This is a genomic window from Pontibacter russatus (assembly GCF_009931655.1).
Lineage (GTDB): Bacteria > Bacteroidota > Bacteroidia > Cytophagales > Hymenobacteraceae > Pontibacter > Pontibacter russatus.
In genome coordinates this window covers 4,711,146-4,732,524 of the sequence record NZ_CP047984.1, presented here as the reverse complement: position 1 = coordinate 4,732,524, position 21,379 = coordinate 4,711,146, and the positions used below count along the sequence as shown (strand labels likewise).

The following is a 21,379-nucleotide window of genomic DNA, read 5'->3' as shown; positions in this document are numbered from 1 at the left end:
TATTTTTAAATCAAGTACTTGCGCAACAAAAAAGGCTAAGGATCAGGTAGAAATATTGCCTTATGTTTCACCTAAACCCTTAGCCTTATGCACTTTATCATAGATACTGCCAGGGTGGTAGAAGTGTTCTGCTTCATTGACGATTTCTGTAAGGAGGTTGAGGATTATTTCACTTCCCATCCGCTGCCAAAAGGGCTCTTAGAAAAGCACCCCGCCGGCAGGAAGCCCTCCCTCTCCGAGAGCGAGGTGCTCACCATCCTGGTGCTCTACCACCTCTCGGGCTTCAAGTGCTTCGAGTACTACTACCGGCGCCTGGTACTCGGAGAACTGAGGAGTTTCTTTCCCAGGGCCGTCTCCTACACGCAGTTCCTCTCGCTGGCCCGCCAGGCCTGCTTCCACGCCTTTCTGCTGGCCCAGTGCCGGTGCAGCCTCTCCGCCCGCACCGGCCACTACTACATAGACTCCAAGAAGCTCCCTGTCTGCGACAACCTGCGCATTCACTCCCACAGGGTCTTCGAGGGGATAGCCTCAAGGGGAAAAGGCTCCACCGGCTGGTTCTTCGGCCTCAAGCTGCACCTGGTCATAAACCAGCACGGAGAGCTGGCGCGCCTGCTCATCACACCGGCTAACGTGGCAGACAACAACCACCAGGTGCTGGGGCGCCTGCTCGAGGGGCTGAAGGGCAAGTGCTACGGGGACAGAGGCTACCTCTCCTCCCTGCTCGGGGAACTGCTGGAGAAGGGCCTGCACCTGGTGGCTAAAATAAGGAAGAACATGAAAAACATGCTCCTGACGCTCTCAGACAAGCTCAACCTGATGAAGAGGGGAGGTATAGAGGCCGTCAATGATATTCTGATGAGCGTTTGCGACATCGACCACACCCGTCACCGAAACCCGCTCAACGCCCTGGTCCACATCCTCTCCGGCCTGACCGCCTACACCTTTCTCGACCACAAAAACAAAAGATTTAATCCTGCCAGAACTTTGGCTTAATTCCCGAGTTCACGCTAACCTTGGTTTCGTGTTTTACTAAGCTGGCTGTAGCCGTTGCAGAAACGTTGCGAAGCAACTTGATGGCCGATATATCTAACGCGCTCCTGGGATTCCGCTTGTGAAAAACAGAAGTCTAAAAGGCAGGTGCAAGAGAACCAGAACAGCTATAAACACTACAGAAAAGAGAATATTACTGTGTCCTTCTGCAACGGTTGCCATTTACTAAGCAAAGTAAATAAAATGTTATATTTAGGGTAACGGCTTTTTTGCTGGCCGAAAACGAGCGATGTTTGTTCGGATAACGATATATATATAATTGATGCGTCCTATTCTTTCAACGGCCCTGGCCTGCCTCGTGCTCTTTACAGCCTGCACCCCGGATATGCGTCTCCCTGCTGCCACAATGCCTGTCTTCGATGCACAGGGCCACCGCGGCGCGCGCGGGCTGCTGCCCGAGAACACCCTGCCCGCCATGCGGGCCGCGCTGGATTTAGGCGTCACCACCCTGGAGATGGACGCGCACATCAGCAAAGATGGCCAGGTGCTGCTCTCACACGACCCTTACATGAACCCGGACCACGAACTGCTGCCCGACGGGTTGGAGATCATTGCCGCCGATGCAAAGAGCTACGTTCTCTACGACATGAACTACGCCGACATCAGAGCGTTTGATGTGGGATCTAGGGGCAACAGCCAATTCCCGGAGCAGCAACGCATGCCTGCTTACAAACCATTGCTATCCGAGGTGATAGACTCCACACAGGCATATATAAGGCGGCGCCAACTGCCCCAGGTGTTCTACAACATCGAAACAAAGTCGAAGCCCGACACAGACAATAAATACCACCCTGAGCCGGAAGCGTTTGTGGACCGCCTGATGGAGGTAATTCAGGAAAAAAACATACTGCCCTGGGTCATCATTCAGTCATTTGACGTGCGCACGCTGCAGGTTCTGCACCAGAAGTACCCGCAGGTGAAAACGGCCCTGCTGGTAAGCAACAACGAGGGGTTTGGGCAGAACGTCCGAAAGCTTGGCTTCACCCCCACCATATATAGCCCGGCTCACCATCTCACAACACCAGACCTCGTAAAAGCCGCACACCAGCAGGGCATCAGCGTTATCCCGTGGACGGTGAACGATCTGGACGACATGCGCCGCTTAAAGCAGATGGGAGTGGACGGCATCATCTCAGACTTCCCGAATCTCTTCCGGGAGCTGTAACTTCTATATAAATCCGGTATTTTATTTTGTTTTGCCTCGCGCCAAGGCTATATTTCCTCTTCAGTTCGCTCTTTAACCAATCCCGCGCCGCATTTGGTGCAGCCATTCTGTGGCCTCCTGCACTGGGTATTTCGCTTAAAAAGAGGAGTTTAAAAAGTTAACCTGTTTAGATATGACACAAGATACAGCCGCTCTCGATAAGACATATAGAAATTTTATAATACGCATTGTGGAAACAGATGCCGTATGGGGGCTTACGAAGGACGAAACCTGGGCGACATCGAGCGCAGCAGCTTCTGAAAACACGGAAGTCATCCTGTTCTGGTCTGATAGAAAGGGGGCCGTGGCCTGCGCCGAAGACGAATGGGAGGCCTATCTGCCGGAGAGTATATCGCTGGTGGAGTTCCTGGAGAACTGGTGCGTGGGCATGTACGGCGACCAGCTTTTGCTGGGCGCTGACTGGGGCGCTGACCTGAGCGGGAAAGAGGCGGAGCCGCTGGCAGTGGCCCTGGACGTCATAAACGAACTGAAGGCCAAAGGCAAAAAGCTGAAGTTTATCCAGTACGAAAGCCAGGAAGAGTTTGAAGAGCAGGTAAATGAGGCGATGGACGGAGACGAATAGCACGCTGTGGGGAGCGGTTTAATGCGTCCTTTATGGCAGGAAACTTGCCGACTTCGCCCCATATGCCTTACCTTTGCCTTGATGTGCGTGCCCTGCACGCTGTACCTGACCTATATATGACGTGACACAAAAAGCCATTTTACTGATTGCCACTGCGTTCGGAGCCTTGACAGTTGCCATCGGCGCTTTCGGGGCGCATGCGCTTGGCCCGATGCTGCGGGAGGCAGACCGGGTAGACACTTTCGAGACTGCCGTCAAATACCAGATGTACCATACGCTGGCGCTGCTGGCGGTGGGGCTTCTGCTTTTCAGGATAGAGCAGCCGGCGCTGCAGGTAGCGGCCTGGTGCTTCTTTTTCGGTATCCTCATTTTTTCCGGCTCGCTCTACACGCTTTGCCTCACCGGTATTACCTGGCTCGGCGCCGTTACCCCGCTCGGCGGGCTTGCTTTCATCTTAGGGTGGGGAGCCCTGTTTTATGCCGTTCTAAAAGCCTTGTAGACTTGCACGGCCACTGCCCATTTCTATATAAGTAATAAGACGTAAGTATCAAGACACTAGCCTCTTTGTATCCCATATGGCTTTTTCAGCAATCTATTGATTTATAGCACTTTAATTTATAGTACAAATTAATTTGCCCGGGTGCTTATACCATCTATGTGGGTATATATAAAAACTGGCAGCTTCTTTTGCACCTGATGTTGTATAAGCCGTCGGTATAGCCAGTAAGGCTCAGGGCCGCAAAAAAGTCCGCCGCCAGGGCGTGGTGATTGGACAAAAATACTACAGGACACTTTCAATACTCTGCCACAAGTGTCATGTTGTGCTCAAAGTCGTAGAGTGTGAGCCGGCGCAGCGTGTAATAAGCTGACCAGAAACTCCTGAGCGAGCTGATGAAACTGCGGGTGGCCTTGTCCCGTTCCTCTGTGGCGAAGTTCAGGTCCAGCACCTCTATCTGCCCCTGCAGGTAGCGCTCCTTGGTGAGGTTGTAACGCTTCTCCGCTATTTCATCTGCGCGCCTTGCCCCGATTACCTGCTTCCGCAGCACCCTGAACCTTTTCACGTTCAGGTATATCTCCTGATCAAAGTTGATGCGCTGCTGCTCCACGTTTCCCTTTACCAGGGTCTCGTTGGCCGTGGCCGTACCTATTTTGGAGGCCGTCCGGCCCCAGTCCATGAGCGGGATGTTGAAGCCCACGCGAGCACGCTGCTGCGGCACGGGGTCGTTGTACACTTCCTGAAACTCCAGCGACTGCTGCGTGAGACCGAAGGAGGCAAACAGGTCGGCGGTGAAGCCGCTCTGCCCTTTTGCCTGCGCCACCCCCCTCTCGGCTTCCAGAATCTGCCGCTTAAACTCTATGACCCGCTGCCGGTTCTTATGCGCCTCCTCCAGCGCTATCTTCTCATCCACCTCAAATATCGGAATCTCGTAAGGGGTTACCAGCTTGATGGGGTAATCGTCCGTGATACCCAGGAACACCTTCAGGTTCAGGGTATTTGCCTCCACATCCAAAATGGTCTGCTCCAGGTTCTGCCGGGAGTTCAGCAGCGTGAGTTCCATCTGCAGCAACTCGTTCTCCTGAATCTCACTGGCCTTGTAACGGGTCTGGGCGATTTCGTACAGGGTGTCGCTGTTGGCGACGTTCTTCTCCGCTATCTGCAGGCTGATCTGGCTCAGCAGCAGGTTGAAGAAGTGGGCAGTTGCGTTGCTCGAGATTATCTCCATCTCCTCCCGGTAGTCCCGGATGGCCTCCTCGTAGCGGAGCGGGGCGATTTTCCTGTCCCAGGCCCGCCAGTTAAACCCGAAGATGGGCTGGTTCAGCGTGATGGTGGCCGGGATGGATGAGTACCTGGTCTGGTTATCGTCTGCCTGGAAGTCGTCGAGGCGCTTTATCTGGCTGTTGATGGATATATAGCCGCCTGTCAGGCCGATCTCCTGCCCCAGCGAGAGTTGCAGGTAGGAGTTCGCATTATGGGTGTTGATGAAGATGAGGCTACCGTCGTCAGTAATGCGCGGGTCGATGGTTCTGTTGTACTCCGGCAACACGCCGCTCAGGCTTAACTGCGGGTAAAAGTTGGAGCGGAACGTCTTATACTGCCACCGCCTATTCTCGAGCAGCACGGTGGCGCTGCGGTATTGCGGCGACTGGGTTTTGGCCAGTTCAACCGTTTCGGTGAGGCTCAGGACCCGCGTAAAGTAAGGAGGTTCATCTGTCTGGGCAAGGACTGAGGCAGAAACTAAAAGCAGCAACTGCAGGAAGACGAACAAGAACTTATACATAAAAGAGAACACTAAAAGCAATACTTCTGAAGCAGCCTGAACCGGGAGGCTGTTAAATTTTCTGAATGAGTTTATATGTAAATAGGGCTTCGGCCAAAGAGGTACAGCAATTAAACCCGGCCGCTGCCATGTTTTCACTGTCCATCTGCCGGTGAAAACACACGGCAAGGGCCGTCTTGCAGAAGTCCAGCGTAAAAAAGGGGCCGAAGAGAATTACCTGTGGCTCCATGTAATGGGAATATGGCGAAGAAGGCTATTGCAGGCCTAATTAGAATGTTCAAACATTATTTCTCCGACTGCAAACGATTGCGGAATCAGGCTGTCTCCGTGCCATTGACTGCAACGCTGAACAACCCGGCTATCTACAGGCCTCTGCTGCGCCAGGTTGGGTAGAAAGCTGCCCATGTCGGAAAACTGTTGCATCAGCTAAGATGCTTGTTCATGCCTACAGGCGTTTCCTGTTTGTCAGAGAATTCCTGAATAAGGTATATTCTAACGATTCTACCCCTTCAAAGCGGGGTATATCCCGAAAAAAGCCCGAAAATCCTGCCTCTCCCCTCCTGCTTTATTCCCCACTTTAAAGTACGGGATTATATAGCTTAAAAGCAACTTCTTCTATTTCTTCATGCCCCCATCGGCAGTGGCGGCACAAACAAAAAGCCCTCCTTACAGGGAGGGCTTTCAGATATTGTCATTGCCTGGCGTATGGGCTTATTGCTTCACAGCGCTGGCAGTCGATTTGTCTTTGATGTTGGTCACGATGTACACATACTTCGCTCCGTCTGCGGCGTTGGAATGCACCGTGATGGCCTTCTTCTGCTGCCCCATCTTGCCGGCGCTGTTGAACTTGGCTGTCACAAAACCGGTCTTGCCCGGCATTACGGGCTCTTTCGTCCAGTTAGGGGTGGTGCAACCGCAGGTTACGTCCACGCGCTCAATCACAAGCGGCTGCGTGCCGGTGTTCTTGAACTTAAAGGTGTGCTCCACCACATCGCCCTGTGCAATGTCGCCGAAGTTATGCTCTGTTTCCTCGAAGGTGAGCGCCGGACCGTTCTTCGCCTGCTCCTGAGGGGCTGTCGCCTTGGCCTTTGGTTGTTCCTGCGCCATAGTGCCACCGGCTACCAGGGCTGCCAAAGCGAAAGAGAGAAGTAATTTTTTCATCTGGATAAAGGGTTAAGGTTGTTATAATAGCTATTATACTATATTAAAATTAAAACGATGCAAAATAGCTTTTTCTTTTGTCAGTTAACTAATAAATTTTGGTTAAAGTTCAGCAGGTAAAGCTCTTCCGACGACCGGGTGAGGGCCGTATAAAGCCAGCGGGCAAACTCCTCGTTTACCATGTCCTCCTTCAGGAAGCCCTGGTCCACGAACACCGCCTGCCACTGGCCGCCCTGCGCCTTGTGGCAGGTCAGGGCGTAGGCAAACTTCACCTGCAGCGCGTTCAGGTAGGGGTTCTTTTTCAGTTCCTTGCTACGCTCGCGCTTGGTGGATATATCCATATAGTCCTGCAGCACCGCCTCATACAGCTTCTTGTTCTGGTCGGCGGGCAGGGCCGGGGTGTCGGTGTAGAGGGTGTCGAGCATAATCTTCACCTCCTCCTCCTGCGCCTCCGGGTAATCCACGAAGCGGATGCGGATATCGGCGAAGCGGAAGCCGTACATGTCCTCGTAGCGGATAATCTTGGTCACCTCCACAAAGTCGCCGTTGGCCATGAAGCCGATGTCGGAGTCTTTAGCCAGCCAGAAGTAGTTGTTGCGCACAATCATCAGGTAATCCCCCACCCCCAGTTCGTCCTCGGCAAAAAAGATGCGCCGCCGCACGTGCTGGTTATAGAGGTTGGCTGATTTGTTGGAGCGGCAGATGATGATGGTGTTCTCCACGCCAAACTTGTCGTAGGCGTAGCGCAGCCCGTCCTCCAGCTTCTCGCCCGTCATCCGGAAGATGTCGCGCCAGCCTTTGGTGAAGAGCTTAATATCGAGCGGCTCCTGCTTCAGCTGGTCGCGGAGTTGGGTGGCGTTCATCAGGATGCCGGAGGCCTCCGCCTGCCGCATCACCTGGCGCAGCTCCATCTGCTGCACATGGCACCAGAAATTCTGCTTCAGGTACTCCGCGTCCAGCGAGGGGCTCAGCGCCTGCCCGACCGGCGGCAGCTGCGCCGTGTCGCCTATCAGCAGCAGCTTGTTGTTCTTCTTGTCAAACACGTAGCTCAGCAAATCCTCCAGCAAACCCTTGTCGCCGAAGCTGCTCTCGTCCGAGATCATTGACGACTCGTCCACTATATATAAGGTGTTGTCTGACTTGTTGGGCTGGCGCGTAAACGAGAGGCCTTCGGAGTAAGGATTGGCGGTCTGGCGGTAGATCTTTTTGTGGATGGTGTGCGCGGGCTTGCCGCTGTAGCTGGCCATTACTTTGGCCGCCCTGCCAGTGGGCGCCAGCAGCACATATTTATATCCAAAGGTGTTCAGGATTTTCACCAGCGAGGTGATGACGGTGGTTTTGCCGGTGCCGGCGAAGCCCTTCAGCAGAAAGACCTGCCGCTCCTCCTGTTTGGCAAGGATAAACTCCTCCAGTCTGGTGAAAAGCTTTGCCTGGTCTTCGGTCGGTTCAAACGGGAAATTGTTTCGTAGGGCTTCTAAGGGGCGCATGATATTATCGGGAAAAATAGCGGTGCGGCACTGCCCAGGTGGCTTAGCCGCAGGTGCTGGCTATATATAAATCAGGCTGAAATTTTGAGTTGGCCACTCTCCCGCCACATCCTGTTCGCTGCCGCGCAGGGCTACTGCAAAGGTACGGCAGCCGGGGCAATCGCGCAAAAAAAAGCCTTACGCTATGGTAAGGCTTTTAAAATTTTCATTACTGTGTATGGTATAAGAACTAAGCTCTTTTAACATTTACAGCGTTCAGTCCTTTTCTTCCTTCCTGAAGTTCATAGGTAACTTCGTCATTTTCTCTGATCTCGTCAACAAGACCGCTAACATGTACGAAATACTCTTGTCCTGTGCTTTCATCCTTAATGAAACCAAATCCTTTCGTCTCATTAAAGAACTTTACTACTCCTTTGTTCATGATATAATTTTGTTTTTCCTAAAAGTACATAATAATGCGTAACAATGTTCATCAATTTCAAATTATTTGTCTTCAGAGGCAAAAAAAACAGTTGCCGTCCGCAGTTCAGACAATTTTTCACTGATTATATACCATACGCTTCCTGTCTTCTGGGGTTATGGTGGCCATGGTGGCGGAGGCTTTGGCAATGAGGAGCGGCGCAACCCCCTCCCGCACCTCGAACACCTCGGCTTCGCAGAAGTTGAGCCTGCGGCCCGGTTTGAGCACATAGCCCCTCGCCAGAAGCTTATCGCCGACGCCCGGGTGGAAGTACGACACTTTCAGCTCTGCCGTCACCACCTGGAGGCCTTTCGGCACGAGGCTGACAGCGGCAAAGCCCGCCACGATGTCGGCCAGCGTGGCGATAAGCCCGCCGTGGGCGAAGCCGGTGTGCTGGCGGTGCCGCTGTGTCAGGTTTAATTCGCCTTCTATCCGGCCAACCGCTATCTTTGTTACAGTAAAGCCTACGAGCTTCATATATTCCTGGTGCTCCAGTTTCTGCCGGATGTCCTGCTCGTAATCAGGGTTGAAGGTTTTGATCATGGAGTAAAAGTACTGCCTAAAGCACGTTTCACAAAATATGTCCGTTTCTGCCCCCTTAAACCCCAAAGCCGCCGCCTACGCCGGCAAGCTGCGCGCGCGCGCGTGCGGCATCTGCATCCAGGATAACAGGCTGCTGCTGGTGCGCCATGGCAGCACCATCGGAAACAATGCCTTCTGGGCACCGCCCGGAGGGGGCCTGCTCTACGGTGAAACCGTGCAGGAATGCCTGAGGCGCGAGCTGCTGGAAGAAACGGGGCTGGAGGTGCGGGTGGAGCGCTTCCTGTTCGTGAACGAGTTTCTGCAGCCGCCCCTGCACGCCATCGAGTTTTTCTTTGAGGTGCATATAACCGGCGGCAGCCTGCGCACGGGCACTGACCCGGAGGCGGCACCGGGCGAGGCGTTGCTGGAGCATGTGCAGTGGCTCACTTTAAAAGAGCTGCAGGCCATCCCTTTCAAAGACAAGCACCGCAGCCTCCAGCTGCTGCTCTCCCTCGACGACCTGCTGGGCCAGAACCATTACTTTATAGCGTAGCGGCTGCCTTTTGCCATAATTTATATATACTTGCAGAAAGCCCCGGCGCAAAGCGGCTTTATATATAACGTAGCTTAGTTTGGATACTGTCAACACACATTACCGGCTCTCCCACCAGATAGAAGACGAGGCGTTTGCTCTTTCGCAAGCGTCCTACTGCAACCTATATATAGCGCTCAGCCCGAAGGCCATTCGCCTGGCCGTGGCCGACACGGTGCGCAACAAGTTTGTGGTGCTGGAAGATTATGAGCTGATCACGGTGTTCACGCCGCTGCAGGTGGCGGAGCAACTGCGGCTGATCGCCTCCGAAAACCCCTTGCTGCAGGAGCAGCAGTGGAACGTGGTGCGGGCCTCGCTCAGCAACCTGCATTTTACGCTGGTGCCCGAGACACTCTATGATCCGGCCCACCGGCAGGACTACCTGCGCCTGAACAGCGGACTGAACACACGTGAGGAGGAGGTGCTCAGCTACCGCCACGGCGGGTTGGAGGCCGTCAATATTTTCTCGGCGGACGCCGCCGTCTGCAATGCCCTACACGACCTTTTCCCCCGGAAGCGGGTGCAGATGGTACACCAGACCAGCGCCCTCATCCGCAGCATCCTGCACCACACTGACCGCAGCCCCGCCCGGCACATGTGCCTTTTTGTGGAGCGCAGCTATGTCACCATCCTGGTGGTAAACCAGAGCGGGCTGGAGTTCTGCAACGTCTTCCAGTACCAGACCCCGGAGGATTTCATATACTTTATCGTGTTCGTGATGCAGGAGCAGAAGCTGAACCCGGAGCAGGAGACCCTGCTGGTGTGGGGCGACATCACCCACGACTCCTCCCTTTTCCATGTCCTGCAGAAGTACGTGCGGCACGTGAAGTTGGGGAAGAAACCGACTGACGTGGAGTACAGCTACAAATTCCACGACATGTTCGATCACCGCTACTTCGAGCTGTACAGCCTGCACTTGTGTGAGTAGATTTGATTGCTGATTACTATTTATTGATTGCTGTATGGTTAAATTGTTAAATGGCTGCAAGGTTGAATCAACATTTATATATAATGCAGGCTTTACACCATATAACAGCATACAAGTGGCAAACAAAAAATAACGCAGGCCCCGAACGCAACAACAATTTAGCAATCCAACAATTGACCATACAGCAATCAACAACCGTCAACTAACAATTAGCTCATGAAAAGAATCGCTCTGTTTCCCGGCTCCTTCGACCCTTTCACGAACGGGCATCATGATGTGGTACTGCGTGGTGCCAAGTTGTTTGACGAGGTGATTGTGGCAATAGGCAACAACAGCAGCAAGCAGCGCTATATACCCATCGAGAAGATGTTTGAGGTGATGACGCGCCTGTTCGCGGATGAGCAGAACATAAAGGTGCAGACGTTTAAAGGCCTCACGGCGGAGTTTGCCCGGGAGGTGGGGGCGCAGTTTCTGCTGCGCGGGCTGCGCAACACCACCGACTTTGAGTATGAGAACACCATCGCGCAGGCCAACCGCCACGTGAACCACGACCTGGAGAGCGTGTTCCTGATTACCTCCCCGCAGCTGGCGGCCATCAGTTCCTCCATCATCCGGGAGATTCACCGCTTCGGCGGCAACGTGGATGAGTTTATACCTTTCCAGTTTTCAGAGATTGCAGATAGTGCCGGACAATGAAGGCGATGGAGGTATAAGCCTTTGGCAGCACCTCCTTCACTTCTTCCGGGGTCATCCAGCGCACCTCCTCGATAAATTCCTCCGCCTGCGGCTTTATCAGGCTGTCGTCGGTGCAGTTCATGACGAACCAGTTCGTTTTCTTGAGGATTTTTTTGCCCTTGAAGGCATACGAGTGCCAGGTTTTCGGCAGCTTCCCCACCACCTCCACCTGTATGTTGCACTCCTCCTCCACCTCGCGCAGGGCGCCAGCCTCTACCTCCTCCTTCTTGTTCAGCTTTCCCTTCGGCAGGTCCCACACCCCCAGGCGGTAAATCATCAGGATTTTCCCGTCTTTCAGCACCAGGCCACCCGCTGCCTTCACTATCTTGAACTGGTCTTGCAGGTGGTCGATCAGCTTTTTCTTTTTGCCGGTCACGAGCGTGAGGGAGCTGAGCTTCTTTAGCTTTTTCACCTCCATCAGCCGCACAATGCGGTCTATCAGGAGCGCATCGGCGTCTTTTATCAGCACATCCCCTACCAGGTCTTTGGAGGTGAAGTGGTCAGAAGCCTTCAGGATGAGGTCGTACTCGTGCTTGTAAACCTTTTCCGAAGCCTGTTTCAGAATCAGGGGAATATCGTTGATAAAAACATTCATGCGCTTGCAAGCTTCTGATGGAACGGAAATTTACGCAAAAAGATAAATAAATCCCCTGAATCAAAATCCGCTGGCCCAAAAAGGAAGAATATTACGTAAATTCGGCCATGGACAAGACAAAAACAGCACTTCAGGTAGCCGCCTTCCTTCTGGAGACGGAGGCGGTAAAACTAAGGCCGGAACAGCCCTTCAGGTGGAGCAGCGGCTGGAACTCTCCCATCTATTGCGACAACCGCGTTACGCTCTCCTTCCCTTATATCCGCAGCTATATAAAGCAGCAGTTGGCGGAGCTGATAAAGCAGCAGTTTCCGGAGGCGGAGGCCATCGCGGGGGTGGCCACGGCCGGCATCGCACAGGGTGCCCTGGTGGCCGACCTGCTGGAGATGCCCTACCTGTATGTGCGCCCGGAACCGAAGAAGCACGGCATGGGCAACCAGATTGAGGGCAAGCTGCTGCCGGGCCAGAAGGTAGTGTTGGTAGAGGACCTGGTATCGACGGGCGGCAGCTCGCTTAAGGCCGGGGAAGCCATAAGGGCCGCAGGGGCCGAGGTGGTCGGCATGGCCGCCATTTTCACCTACGGGTTCTCGGTGGCCGATGAAAATTTCCGGAAGGCGGGCGTGCGGCTCTATTGCCTCAGCAACTACAACGCCCTGCTGGAGGCGGCCCTGGCCAATGGCTATATACCGGCGGCGGCCGTGGAAGCGCTGGCGGAGTGGCGGAAATCTCCCGAAACATGGGGGTAAATTTGCACTATGCCATTAATATATATTTTATTTTTTTTGTGGTGCAGACTTTTAAAAATTATATTTCCAAATGTTGTACGCTAACAAAAACTATATGTAGCTTTGTATCATAAAATAGGGCAAAGCAATGGATCTAAATTCTCCTGCTGCATTCTGGGCAGCCTACACTGTTTGTAACTTTCTGGCGTTGACTACACTTGTAGTGTGCCTGGAGAGGCCTTTGCTTGCACGATTAACATACTCGCTGTTTTTCGGGGTAGCCAGTCTGCTGAATGTGTATCTTGCCTTTTTTCACCCTGAAGTCTATCTCGGCCTTGCCAGATATAGCGTTGTTCCGATTTATGAATCATTTATACTGGGATGGTTTTCGCAGAACACACAGGTTTTTATACTTGCTTTAGCCACTTTGCAACTATGGGTGGCACTCAGCATCTGGGCCAAAGGGTGGCTCTTCCGTGCTGGTGTCACTACGGGCATTCTCCTGTTGGTTTTGCTGCTGCCCCTGGGGCTTGGTGCGGCGTTCCCGGCCCCGCTTAACCTGGCCATCGGCCTCCGCCTCCTGCTGGGCCGCCAGTCTGCGGATTACCTCTGGCCCTCCTTCTTCGAAAAATACCTGAAACCAAAAAGCCGCCTGAGCGTGTACTAAAGTTAAGTTTATATATAAGTCGGCGCTGCCCTCCTATATATAAACTTAACCCTTTCATAGCTGCCCGCTCCACCAGCGCGGGCGTGTTAAGAAAAGTCACATGAAAATAGGCCTCCTCTCCGACACCCACTCCTACCTCGACGACCAAATGCTGCGCCTCCTCTCGGACAGGGATGAGATATGGCACGCCGGTGACTTCGGGACAGCGGAGGTATCGGAGCGGCTGCGTGAGCTGGCTCCCCTGCGGGGCGTATATGGCAACATCGACGGGCAGGATGTGCGGAAGCTGCACCCCAAGGTAGCGCGTTTTGAGGTGGGCGGGCTGGACGTGCTGATGACCCATACAGGCGGCTACCCCGGCAAATACCATCCTGATGTGCGCGACATCATCAAAGCCAATCCTCCCGGCCTATTTATAACCGGCCACTCGCACATCCTGAAAGTGATGACTGACAAAAATCTCCGCAACCTGCTGCACATCAATCCCGGCGCGGCTGGCCGGCACGGTTTCCACCAGATGCGGACGATGGTGCGCTTTGAGGTGCGGGAGGGCCAGGTACGGGACCTGCAGGTGATAGAGCTTGGCAAAAGGGCATAAAAAAAGTGTGCCTGCCGTGGCAAACACACTCTGAAGTCTTTTTAGTAAGCCGCCGCCATTTGCCGGAATAGCAGCGGCAGGCAGATGGGCTCACGTTCCCCTAAAAAGAACTACGCAGCAGGCGTCTCTTCCTTCTGTGCAGCTGGCGCTTCCGCAGTCTCCGCTTTCTTGTTTTTCGGAGCCTCGCCGAACTGAGCTCTCAGCTCGTCCATGTCTACGTTCCTGATAACGGGTGTCAGCAACAGCTGCTTAATTCTTGCTACTCTGTTGTTTGCCCTCGCTTTATTCTTACGGTCTTTTCTCTTTAATCTAGTAACTCCCATCGTTGCAATAATTTAATTTGAACGGCAAAAGTAACTCATTAAATTTACAAAGTAAAATATTTCCCCTATCAAATTGCTATGCAGATAACAGACTTGCGCTCCGACACCGTCACCCGGCCCACACCCGCCATGCTGCAAACCATGTTCAGCGCCGAGGTGGGCGACGATGTATATGGAGAGGACGCCACTGTCAACGCGCTGGAGGCAAAAACGGCCATCCTGTTCGGCATGGAGGCGGGGCTCTTCTGCCCTTCCGGCACCATGACCAACCAAATCGCCATCAAAGTACACACGCAGCCGCTGACTGAGGTTATCTGCGACATCACCTCCCATATATACCAGTATGAAGGGGGCGGCATTGCCTTCAACTCGGGGGCCTCTACGGCGTTGGTGCACGGCACCCGGGGCAAAATGACGCCAGAGCAGGTGGAGGCGCACATCCGCCCGCTGGACAACGTCCATTTCCCGGAGACAAAACTGGTGTCGCTTGAGAACACCTGCAACAAGGGCGGCGGCACCTTTTACACCCTGGCGGAGATCGCGGCCATTGCGGACATATGCCGGCGCCACCGCCTGGCCCTGCACCTCGACGGCGCCCGTGTGTTCAACGCGCTGGTGGCCTCCGGCGACGATGCCCAAGACTACGGCAGGTACTTCGACAGCATTTCCGTTTGCCTCTCCAAGGGGCTGGGCGCTCCTGTCGGTTCTGTGCTATTAGGGAGCAGCGACTTCATCAGAAGGGCGCGCCGTGTGCGCAAAGTGCTCGGTGGCGGTATGCGGCAGGCCGGTTACCTCGCAGCCGCATGTCTATATGCCCTGGATAACCACGTCGGGCGCCTGCAGGAGGATCACCGGAAAGCGAAGGAGATAGAAGCTGCCCTGCTGCAGACAGATTATGTGGAGAGCGTGCTGCCCGTTGAAACAAATATTGTCATCTTCAAACTGAACGACAAATACAGTGACAAAGCATTTGTGAATGCGCTGGCCAACAGGGGCATCCGTGCCGCCAGCTTCGGCCCCCAGATGATCCGCTTCGTGACGCACCTCGACGTTACTGAGGAAATGCTGCAACACACGCTGCAGGTATTGCAGGCGCTGATCGAGGCACCGGCTGCCACATCGTAGTTTTATATAGAACACGTAAAACAGCAGAAAAGCGCGGGAGAAACCCGCGCTTTTTTTGCCCCATTATTATACCTGACGTTACGCAAAACAATTATTGTCCCCCTTCGAAGGGGGACTTTCCTGCACTATACCTTCTCAGGGATACACCCTCTGCGAAACGCCAGGTATATATAGCTCAACTCAACCTTTCTCTTCCGCAACGGCTACTGGCTCAGTTGCAGCCGGCACAGATTCTCTCTTCCGGCTTCTACTTGTCCTGCTTCGGCACTGCACCTTCTGGCGCCAGCCACTGCCGTTAAGACCTCAGTACCTTTTTTCCGGCTATATCCCATCATGATATATAGCTACTAAAGCCAGCCCCTACCCTTCACTTCAGAATAGCTTCCTCCGCTATATATACTGCGCTTTATACTGTCAATAAAATTACAAACTATCAACGTTTACCTTGTTTCACTACCACCCTATCATCTATACACCCATATTTTTAAATTATTTACAAATTTTTTCTATACCCCCTATTGTTTATATGGGGTACATCTCCTACTTTCATAAAAATTTAAACATCACCCCCTATTGAACCATACCCTAAACGAGAAACATGCCTTATGAAAAAGATTGAAGCCATCATTAGAACATCCAAGTTTGAGGAGGTATATGAAGCCCTGACTGAAATCGGAATTGCCTTTATGTCTACCTATGATATAAAGGGATTCGGCTCAGAGCACAGCTCCTCGCAGGTGTACAGGGGCACTACCTACAGTGTCGGGTTCATCCCCCGGACAAAGATTGAGCTCATCGCGACGGAGGACCACGTGGAGGAGGTCGTGGAGACAATTCTGCGGGTCGCCAACACGGGCAAAGTGGGCGACGGAAAGATCTTCATCATGGATGTGGAGGCCGTCATCCGCATCCGGACCGGGGAGGTCGGTGAACTCGCACTGTAGCAAACATCTCAAACCTCACATAACAAAAACCGCAAATCAATTTCGAAACTAAACCTCTACGACATGTCACAAGAATTATTTGTCACGAACAACGTCTGGATGATGGTCTCCATCTTCCTGGTATTTGCCATGCACCTTGGGTTTGCCACGCTGGAGTCGGGCCTGGCCCGGTCGAAGAACACGGTGAACATACTTTTCAAAAACAGTATGATTCCGGCCATCGGGCTGGTCACGTACGCACTCTGGGGATTCTCGCTGATGTATCCGGGCGAGAGCTTTGCCGGCAGTTTCATCGGCTTCTCCGGTTTCGGCATACCGCTGCCGGAGGGCGGCGAGACGGCTGCCTACAACCAGGGCTACACCTTCTGGACGGATTTCCTGTTCCAGGGGATGTTTGCCGCCACGGCCGCCACCATTGTCTCGGGGGCGGTGGCCGAGCGCATCAAACTTTCTGCCTTTATCGCTTTCTCTCTCCTTTTTGTGGGGCTGTGCTACCCGATCGTGGGCATGTGGAAATGGGGGGAGGCTTCCTGAACACGCTGGATGTTCCTTTTTATGATTTCGCGGGCTCTACGCTGGTCCACTCCGTGGGCGGCTGGGGCGCTTTGGCGGGCATCATGCTGCTCGGCCCGAGGCTCGGCAAGTATGTGGACGGCAAGATAAAGCCTATCCCGGGGCATAGCATTCCGCTGGCTACCATCGGCGTGTTCATTCTCTGGCTGGGCTGGTTCGGCTTTAACGGCGGTTCCGTGCTGTCGGCCGACCCGGGCACGGTATCGCGGGTGCTGGTGATGACGAGCATGGCCGCCGCCGCAGGCGCTATAGGCGGTTGCCTCCTGTCGCTGGTGATGTTCAAGGCAAGCGACATTACGATGGTGCTGAACGGCATTCTGGCTGGCTTGGTGGGCATCACGGCTGGCGCTGACCAGATGGGTGTTACAGATTCGATTGTCATCGGCCTTGTTGCCGGTGCGCTGGTGGTGCTGGCGGTGGCTTTCTTCGACCGCATCCGCATCGACGATCCGGTGGGCGCGCTTTCTGTACACCTGGTGTGCGGTATATGGGGCACCCTGGCGGTGGGATTGTTTGGTGCGCTGGCGGGTGTAGACCAGCTAATCAGCCAGATGGTGGGCATTGGTGTGGTGGGTGCGTTCAGCTTTGCCTTTGCCTTCGCGGTGTGGTACGTGCTGAAAGTGGCGATGGGCATCCGGGTGAGCGCGCGTGAGGAGATCGAGGGCCTCGACATACACGAGCACAAGATGCACGCCTACCCTGACTTCAGCGGAACCGGTTATGAGCTCACCATGGACGAGAAAGAAATGATGGCGGCCCATAATGCACGCAGCCACAAAGAGGCGGGCAAAACGGTGACAGCAGAGTAAGCCGAATGATATATAGATGGCATAGCGGTAAAACAAGTGGTAATGCGGTCGAGGCATTACCACTGTTTTACCAAAGCAAGGCAGGCTGAACAAGCGGCGCCTCCACAGTCCGTCTCCCGTGAAAGATTAACACTCCTCCTAAAAATCGGCCACTGCTTCGAAAACGGCAATTTGAGAAGCGCGGCAGGAAAAGAGTGCCTGAATATTTCTCCCAAAATACATCCATCACTAAAAGAAAAGACCATGAAAAGACTTTTATCACTCGCCGCAGCTACTTTCCTCGCAGGAGCAAATATAGCCAATGCCCAGGAAACTCCAACAGAAGAGGCCAAAGGCGCTCTCACCATCAGCGGGTATGTGGACGCTTACTACCAGTACAACCTGAACAACCCCGAGTCAGGCCTCAACCAGGGCAGGATATTCGACACGAAGCACAACAGCATTGCGCTGGGCCTGGTGCAGACCATGTTCACCTACTCCAAAGGCCGCGCCACCGTGGTGGCTGACCTTACCTTCGGGCCGAACGCGGAACTGGGCAACTTCGGCAACGAGGGCACCGCAAAAATCATTAAACAGGCGTACCTCTCCTACGACCTCACCCCAAAGCTGAACTTCACCATCGGGCAGTACGGCACGCACATCGGGTACGAGCTGATAGACGCGCCCCTGAACTACAACTACAGCCTGTCGTACCTTTTCGGCAACGGCCCCTTTTACCACACCGGCGCGAAGCTGAACTTTGCGGCCAGCGAGAAGCTGGGCCTGATGGTGGGCGTGGTAAACGGCTGGGACGGCCTGACGGATTTCAACAACAAGAAATCCATCACGGCGCAGGCGCACCTTACCCCGGTGCCGGGCTTCGACATGTACGTCAACTGGATTGGCGGCGACGAGTACAACACCCTCTCCAACTTCGGCAACAGCAGAGGTTCCTACACCAGCCTTTATGACTTCACCTCTGCCTACCAGCTGAACGATGCGCTGAAGGTGGGCGTTAACGCCGCCTACGGCCACTTCTATTCCGGCACGTCGGAGCGGAACCCGGAAGATTACTGGTCGGATGACGCCAGCTGGGGTGGTGGCGCGTTATATATAAACTATGCCTCCAGCCCTGTCTTCGGGCTTGGCCTGCGCACCGAGTACTTCTCCGACCCGGAGGGTGTGCGTTACTTCGGCCCGCTGCAGGTGGCCTCAGTCACGCTGACGGGGGATATAAAAGTGGCTGATGGCAACCTGAACATCAAGCCGGAGTTCCGTTTTGATAAAGCCACCGACGACTTCTTTGAAAGCTCCAACGGGCTATATACCAAGAAAACCCAGGCGACAGTCGGCGCCGCGTTTATATATTATTTCAGTACAGAATAATTTTGCAGTGAGCGTGAGCCCGGGAATTGATTTGTGTGACACGCCGCATATAGGCGATTGCATCTTAAGGCGATTCCAGCACTCACTAGCTTAATGCGAAACTGTTCACTTTTTCCTTGAGGAGCTGAAGGGGAATTGATTTACTCCGAAGTTTTTCGGGAAAGCCTCCGGATATCCTGAAAGCATCTCCCCGGCTGCGAAACCTGGATTTGCGAAGCCGGGGGTGTAAAGCGGCTTTCAGTAGAGGTGAACAATTTCCGTTTCACATGTAAAAAGTCCCTTCAGAGGCTTGTCTGAAGGGACTTTTTACATGTGTTTTATAGCGGTTGCTTATATGAATTCATCCCTGTAAACTGACTAAAAAGAAGCCGCGCCGGTGGCGGTACTTTTTGGTCGGAATGGAAGATTGACATGGGATGGATGTAACCTGCTACTGCACCAGCAGCCGCTGATACTTCACCATACCCGATGCACAGGTCGTCTTGATAAAGTATATGCCGCCTGAAAGGTTTTGCGCAACAGCTACCTGCGTATGGGCTGTGCCCTTCGCGTCGGCCGTCATCTTAGTGGTGTGCATCCCGCGCCCCGTTACGTCAAGCACCGTCACCGCAACCTCTTCCTGCGCCCCGAGCCCGCGCATCGATACGGTAACACCGGTTCCGTTGGCCGGGTTTGGATAAACCGCCAGCTTTACGGTGTCCACCTCAATAGGCGCTTCAACGCCGACCGGAACGCTGGCTTTCAGTAAAGTTATCTGCGGCACTCCGCTGCCATTTCCCTCGAAGTATTCCGATATATAGAGGTTGCCAGTCCGTTCGTCTTCCACTATATCCAGCGGGTTTGCATACGGACGGCGCAGCCCCGGCACCATGATACCGTCCACGGCGCTGGCAATGCCCTTATTCGTTTTGCTAGGCTCCAGCATGATGATATCATCGCCTCCGCTGAAGCGGCATACCATCAGGCGGCCCTGCAGCTTTCCGCCAAACGCGTTGCTCTTGTACTCTATCACGCCATTGGGCGAAATATTTTTGCCGAAGTCATAGGACCAGTACCGGAAGTTGGGCTCCACGGGAGTACCCGTCGGATAGCCGTAGGTAATGCCCTTGCTCGACCAAAGTATCTCCGCCGGATCCTCCCCTTCCTCCGGGTTGCCGCCATTGAGGATATACTCGTTCCGCAACGGGTTGGGGTGGCCATAATACCCCCCTTTTTCAACACAGTACAGGTAGTCGTTTTGGGTATCGCGCACATCCGTCAGGGCCGGAATATCGGGGCCGGTGTATGCCTTTCCGTTAGACCACACAGTACCGGATGTGAGGGCAGGCGTGTTGCCTCCGGCCGCGGAGCCGTTGGTGGGCACATAGAGCCGGCCGTTGCTGTGCCACACCAGGTCATAGGCGTTTCGTATGCCCGTTGCGTATATGGTGAGCGGAGCGTCCTTCGCATAGGGGTCGTAAGTCCCGCCGCCGTCCGGTGTCTTCACATCCAGGGGCAGGGTATGCTGCTCCGCCTTCTTTATGTCCAGGCGCAAGACGGCCGCAGAAAGCAATCTCTCCGGCCTGTCGCCCCAGAACCTGCTGGTTAGGCCCATCGCTGTGTTGCTGCCTATGGTCACATACAAGGCACCGTCCGGTCCAAAATCGATGGAGTTGATGGAGTGATCCCTGAATGAGCGGGGAAGGTTGGTGATATAGCTGGTGTATGTCGGACTGGCAGGGTTGCTCAGATCAACTTTTGCGATACAGCTGGACCAGTCTGGCGCGCCCTCAAAGCTGCCGGAAGAATGCGATATCCAGGCGATGAGTTTGGTGTCTGTGGCGGCAGGGTCGAAGTGAATGCCGATCACCAGCCGCCGCTCGTTGTTGAAAGGGGAAATAATGACCTGGTTCTGGAGTGTTCCATCGGGTGCGATGTCCCAGCGCGCAATCTTTCCGCCAGAGGTGGTGGCGTAGAGGCGGTGGTCGGGGCCAATCACCAAACTTGTAAACCCGTCTTTGCCGAAGTCGGAGGAGACCAGCGTTTGCGCGGAAAAGGCAACCCCCTCCAGACCGGACAGCGTGGCCGGGATCCTGCTGGAAGTGGTGAACCGGGAGGTGAACGGCATCAGCGGGTTGCCGTCCATGTCCGTCACCTGATCCGTGATCTCAAACTCATATACAGTGAGCGGGGCCAGGGAGGCCGAAAGGGTGATGGCATCGCCGGCGGCGGATGCGTTGACGGCCGTACCCGACACTAATTTTTTCCTGCTGCCCTCGACCACGTAAAGCCTTACGCTGGCAGGGTTCACGGTACTGCCATTGATGGCACTGGTGCCGGGAAACATCAGGTCTACGGAAACGGACATATCCAGCGGAACTTCCTTCGCCCCGTCAGCCGGACGCACCTCTGAGACATAGGGGCGTGAGAACCAGCGCGCGGCGGCAGTGTTGTCGGCAAGCACATCAGGGGGCGTACCACCTCTATGGTAAAAAGCAAACCAGGGTCCACTTGGACCTGAAGCCAGAGCGGCCGGGTTAGCAGAGAGATGTCCGGCGAACAGTATATGTACAGCCAGCATAAAAGAGCCTGCCAGCAGCTTTCGGTATAAACGACGTAAGCCTGATAATAAAAGAATGGATACTGTCAGAGTAGATTTTATATTCATATTGCACAGC

The 21,379-nt window shown here is 54.1% G+C and carries 21 protein-coding genes and 1 pseudogene; 14 read left to right on the top strand and 8 right to left on the bottom strand.

What is annotated here, in order from left to right; translation table 11 throughout:
• Positions 1-87: 87 nt before the first annotated feature.
• The 4 genes from GSQ62_RS19570 (at position 88) to GSQ62_RS19555 (ending at position 3,336) form a co-directional block, all read left to right on the top strand.
• Positions 88-993, top strand: coding sequence for an IS982 family transposase (locus tag GSQ62_RS19570; protein WP_161887865.1), 906 nt, complete (start codon positions 88-90; stop codon positions 991-993).
• A 382-nt stretch (positions 994-1,375) separates the two neighbouring features.
• Positions 1,376-2,215, top strand: coding sequence for a glycerophosphodiester phosphodiesterase (locus GSQ62_RS19565; RefSeq protein WP_202621807.1), 840 nt, complete (start codon positions 1,376-1,378; stop codon positions 2,213-2,215).
• Between the two features lie 172 nt (positions 2,216-2,387).
• Positions 2,388-2,837, top strand: a complete 450-nt coding sequence (locus GSQ62_RS19560; protein WP_161891065.1) for a DUF2750 domain-containing protein — start codon at positions 2,388-2,390, stop codon at positions 2,835-2,837.
• Between the two features lie 121 nt (positions 2,838-2,958).
• On the top strand, positions 2,959-3,336 hold the full coding sequence (locus tag GSQ62_RS19555; protein WP_161891064.1) for a DUF423 domain-containing protein: 378 nt from the start codon (positions 2,959-2,961) through the stop codon (positions 3,334-3,336).
• Positions 3,337-3,631: 295 nt separating this feature from the next.
• On the opposite strand, the gene GSQ62_RS19550 is transcribed toward GSQ62_RS19555, so the two are convergent.
• The 5 genes from GSQ62_RS19550 to GSQ62_RS19530 all read right to left on the bottom strand — a co-directional run bounded on the left by GSQ62_RS19550 (position 3,632) and on the right by GSQ62_RS19530 (position 8,767).
• The gene (locus GSQ62_RS19550) at positions 3,632-5,116 is read right to left on the bottom strand and encodes a TolC family protein (protein WP_161891063.1); all 1,485 of its coding nucleotides are present in this window, start codon (positions 5,114-5,116) and stop codon (positions 3,632-3,634) included.
• Positions 5,117-5,827: 711 nt separating this feature from the next.
• Positions 5,828-6,277 (bottom strand): DUF1573 domain-containing protein, encoded by a 450-nt coding sequence (locus tag GSQ62_RS19545; protein ID WP_161891062.1) that lies wholly within the window; start codon positions 6,275-6,277, stop codon positions 5,828-5,830.
• An 80-nt stretch (positions 6,278-6,357) separates the two neighbouring features.
• Positions 6,358-7,764, bottom strand: coding sequence for an ATP-dependent DNA helicase (locus GSQ62_RS19540; protein ID WP_161891061.1), 1,407 nt, complete (start codon positions 7,762-7,764; stop codon positions 6,358-6,360).
• Positions 7,765-7,993: 229 nt separating this feature from the next.
• Positions 7,994-8,185: a cold-shock protein gene (locus GSQ62_RS19535; RefSeq protein ID WP_115564124.1), complete on the bottom strand. Its 192-nt coding sequence runs from the start codon at positions 8,183-8,185 to the stop codon at positions 7,994-7,996.
• A 117-nt stretch (positions 8,186-8,302) separates the two neighbouring features.
• Positions 8,303-8,767 (bottom strand): PaaI family thioesterase, encoded by a 465-nt coding sequence (locus GSQ62_RS19530; protein ID WP_161891060.1) that lies wholly within the window; start codon positions 8,765-8,767, stop codon positions 8,303-8,305.
• A 37-nt stretch (positions 8,768-8,804) separates the two neighbouring features.
• On the opposite strand from GSQ62_RS19530, the gene GSQ62_RS19525 reads away from it, so the two are divergent.
• The 3 genes from GSQ62_RS19525 (at position 8,805) to coaD (ending at position 10,962) form a co-directional block, all read left to right on the top strand.
• A complete protein-coding gene (locus GSQ62_RS19525) occupies positions 8,805-9,299 on the top strand; it encodes an NUDIX domain-containing protein (protein ID WP_161891059.1) in 495 nt (164 codons plus the stop codon).
• Positions 9,300-9,378: 79 nt separating this feature from the next.
• Positions 9,379-10,266 carry a DUF3822 family protein gene (locus GSQ62_RS19520; protein ID WP_161891058.1) on the top strand — a complete coding sequence of 296 codons (888 nt, stop codon included), beginning with the start codon at positions 9,379-9,381 and terminating at the stop codon, positions 10,264-10,266.
• Positions 10,267-10,482: 216 nt separating this feature from the next.
• Positions 10,483-10,962: a pantetheine-phosphate adenylyltransferase gene (gene coaD, locus GSQ62_RS19515; RefSeq protein ID WP_161891057.1), complete on the top strand. Its 480-nt coding sequence runs from the start codon at positions 10,483-10,485 to the stop codon at positions 10,960-10,962.
• Here coaD and GSQ62_RS19510 read toward each other — a convergent pair.
• Positions 10,916-11,596 carry an NUDIX hydrolase gene (locus tag GSQ62_RS19510; protein WP_161891056.1) on the bottom strand — a complete coding sequence of 227 codons (681 nt, stop codon included), beginning with the start codon at positions 11,594-11,596 and terminating at the stop codon, positions 10,916-10,918. The two genes, coaD and GSQ62_RS19510, sit on opposite strands and share 47 nt — an antisense overlap.
• 107 nt (positions 11,597-11,703) lie before the next feature.
• On the opposite strand from GSQ62_RS19510, the gene pyrE reads away from it, so the two are divergent.
• From pyrE to GSQ62_RS19495, 3 genes are all read left to right on the top strand, one after another.
• Positions 11,704-12,339, top strand: a complete 636-nt coding sequence (gene pyrE / locus GSQ62_RS19505; protein WP_161891055.1) for an orotate phosphoribosyltransferase — start codon at positions 11,704-11,706, stop codon at positions 12,337-12,339.
• A gap of 418 nt (positions 12,340-12,757) precedes the next feature.
• A complete protein-coding gene (locus GSQ62_RS19500; RefSeq protein WP_161891054.1) occupies positions 12,758-12,985 on the top strand; it encodes a hypothetical protein in 228 nt (75 codons plus the stop codon).
• 100 nt (positions 12,986-13,085) lie between these two features.
• Positions 13,086-13,583: a metallophosphoesterase family protein gene (locus tag GSQ62_RS19495; protein WP_161891053.1), complete on the top strand. Its 498-nt coding sequence runs from the start codon at positions 13,086-13,088 to the stop codon at positions 13,581-13,583.
• 110 nt (positions 13,584-13,693) lie between these two features.
• Here GSQ62_RS19495 and GSQ62_RS19490 read toward each other — a convergent pair whose 3' ends face one another.
• On the bottom strand, positions 13,694-13,906 hold the full coding sequence (locus tag GSQ62_RS19490; protein ID WP_161891052.1) for a hypothetical protein: 213 nt from the start codon (positions 13,904-13,906) through the stop codon (positions 13,694-13,696).
• Positions 13,907-13,984: 78 nt separating this feature from the next.
• Here GSQ62_RS19490 and GSQ62_RS19485 point away from each other — a divergent pair, with 78 nt between their 5' ends.
• The 4 genes and pseudogenes from GSQ62_RS19485 to GSQ62_RS19470 all read left to right on the top strand — a co-directional run bounded on the left by GSQ62_RS19485 (position 13,985) and on the right by GSQ62_RS19470 (position 18,722).
• Complete coding sequence (locus GSQ62_RS19485; RefSeq protein WP_161891051.1) at positions 13,985-15,031, top strand: threonine aldolase family protein; 1,047 nt, start codon at positions 13,985-13,987, stop codon at positions 15,029-15,031.
• 605 nt (positions 15,032-15,636) lie between these two features.
• The gene (locus GSQ62_RS19480; RefSeq protein ID WP_161891050.1) at positions 15,637-15,975 is read left to right on the top strand and encodes a P-II family nitrogen regulator; all 339 of its coding nucleotides are present in this window, start codon (positions 15,637-15,639) and stop codon (positions 15,973-15,975) included.
• A gap of 63 nt (positions 15,976-16,038) precedes the next feature.
• Positions 16,039-17,357: pseudogene (locus GSQ62_RS19475) on the top strand (ammonium transporter).
• 243 nt (positions 17,358-17,600) lie between these two features.
• Positions 17,601-18,722: a porin gene (locus tag GSQ62_RS19470; RefSeq protein WP_161891049.1), complete on the top strand. Its 1,122-nt coding sequence runs from the start codon at positions 17,601-17,603 to the stop codon at positions 18,720-18,722.
• Positions 18,723-19,152: 430 nt separating this feature from the next.
• On the opposite strand, the gene GSQ62_RS19465 is transcribed toward GSQ62_RS19470, so the two are convergent.
• Positions 19,153-21,165 (bottom strand): Ig-like domain-containing protein, encoded by a 2,013-nt coding sequence (locus tag GSQ62_RS19465; protein WP_161891048.1) that lies wholly within the window; start codon positions 21,163-21,165, stop codon positions 19,153-19,155.
• Positions 21,166-21,379 lie beyond the last annotated feature (214 nt).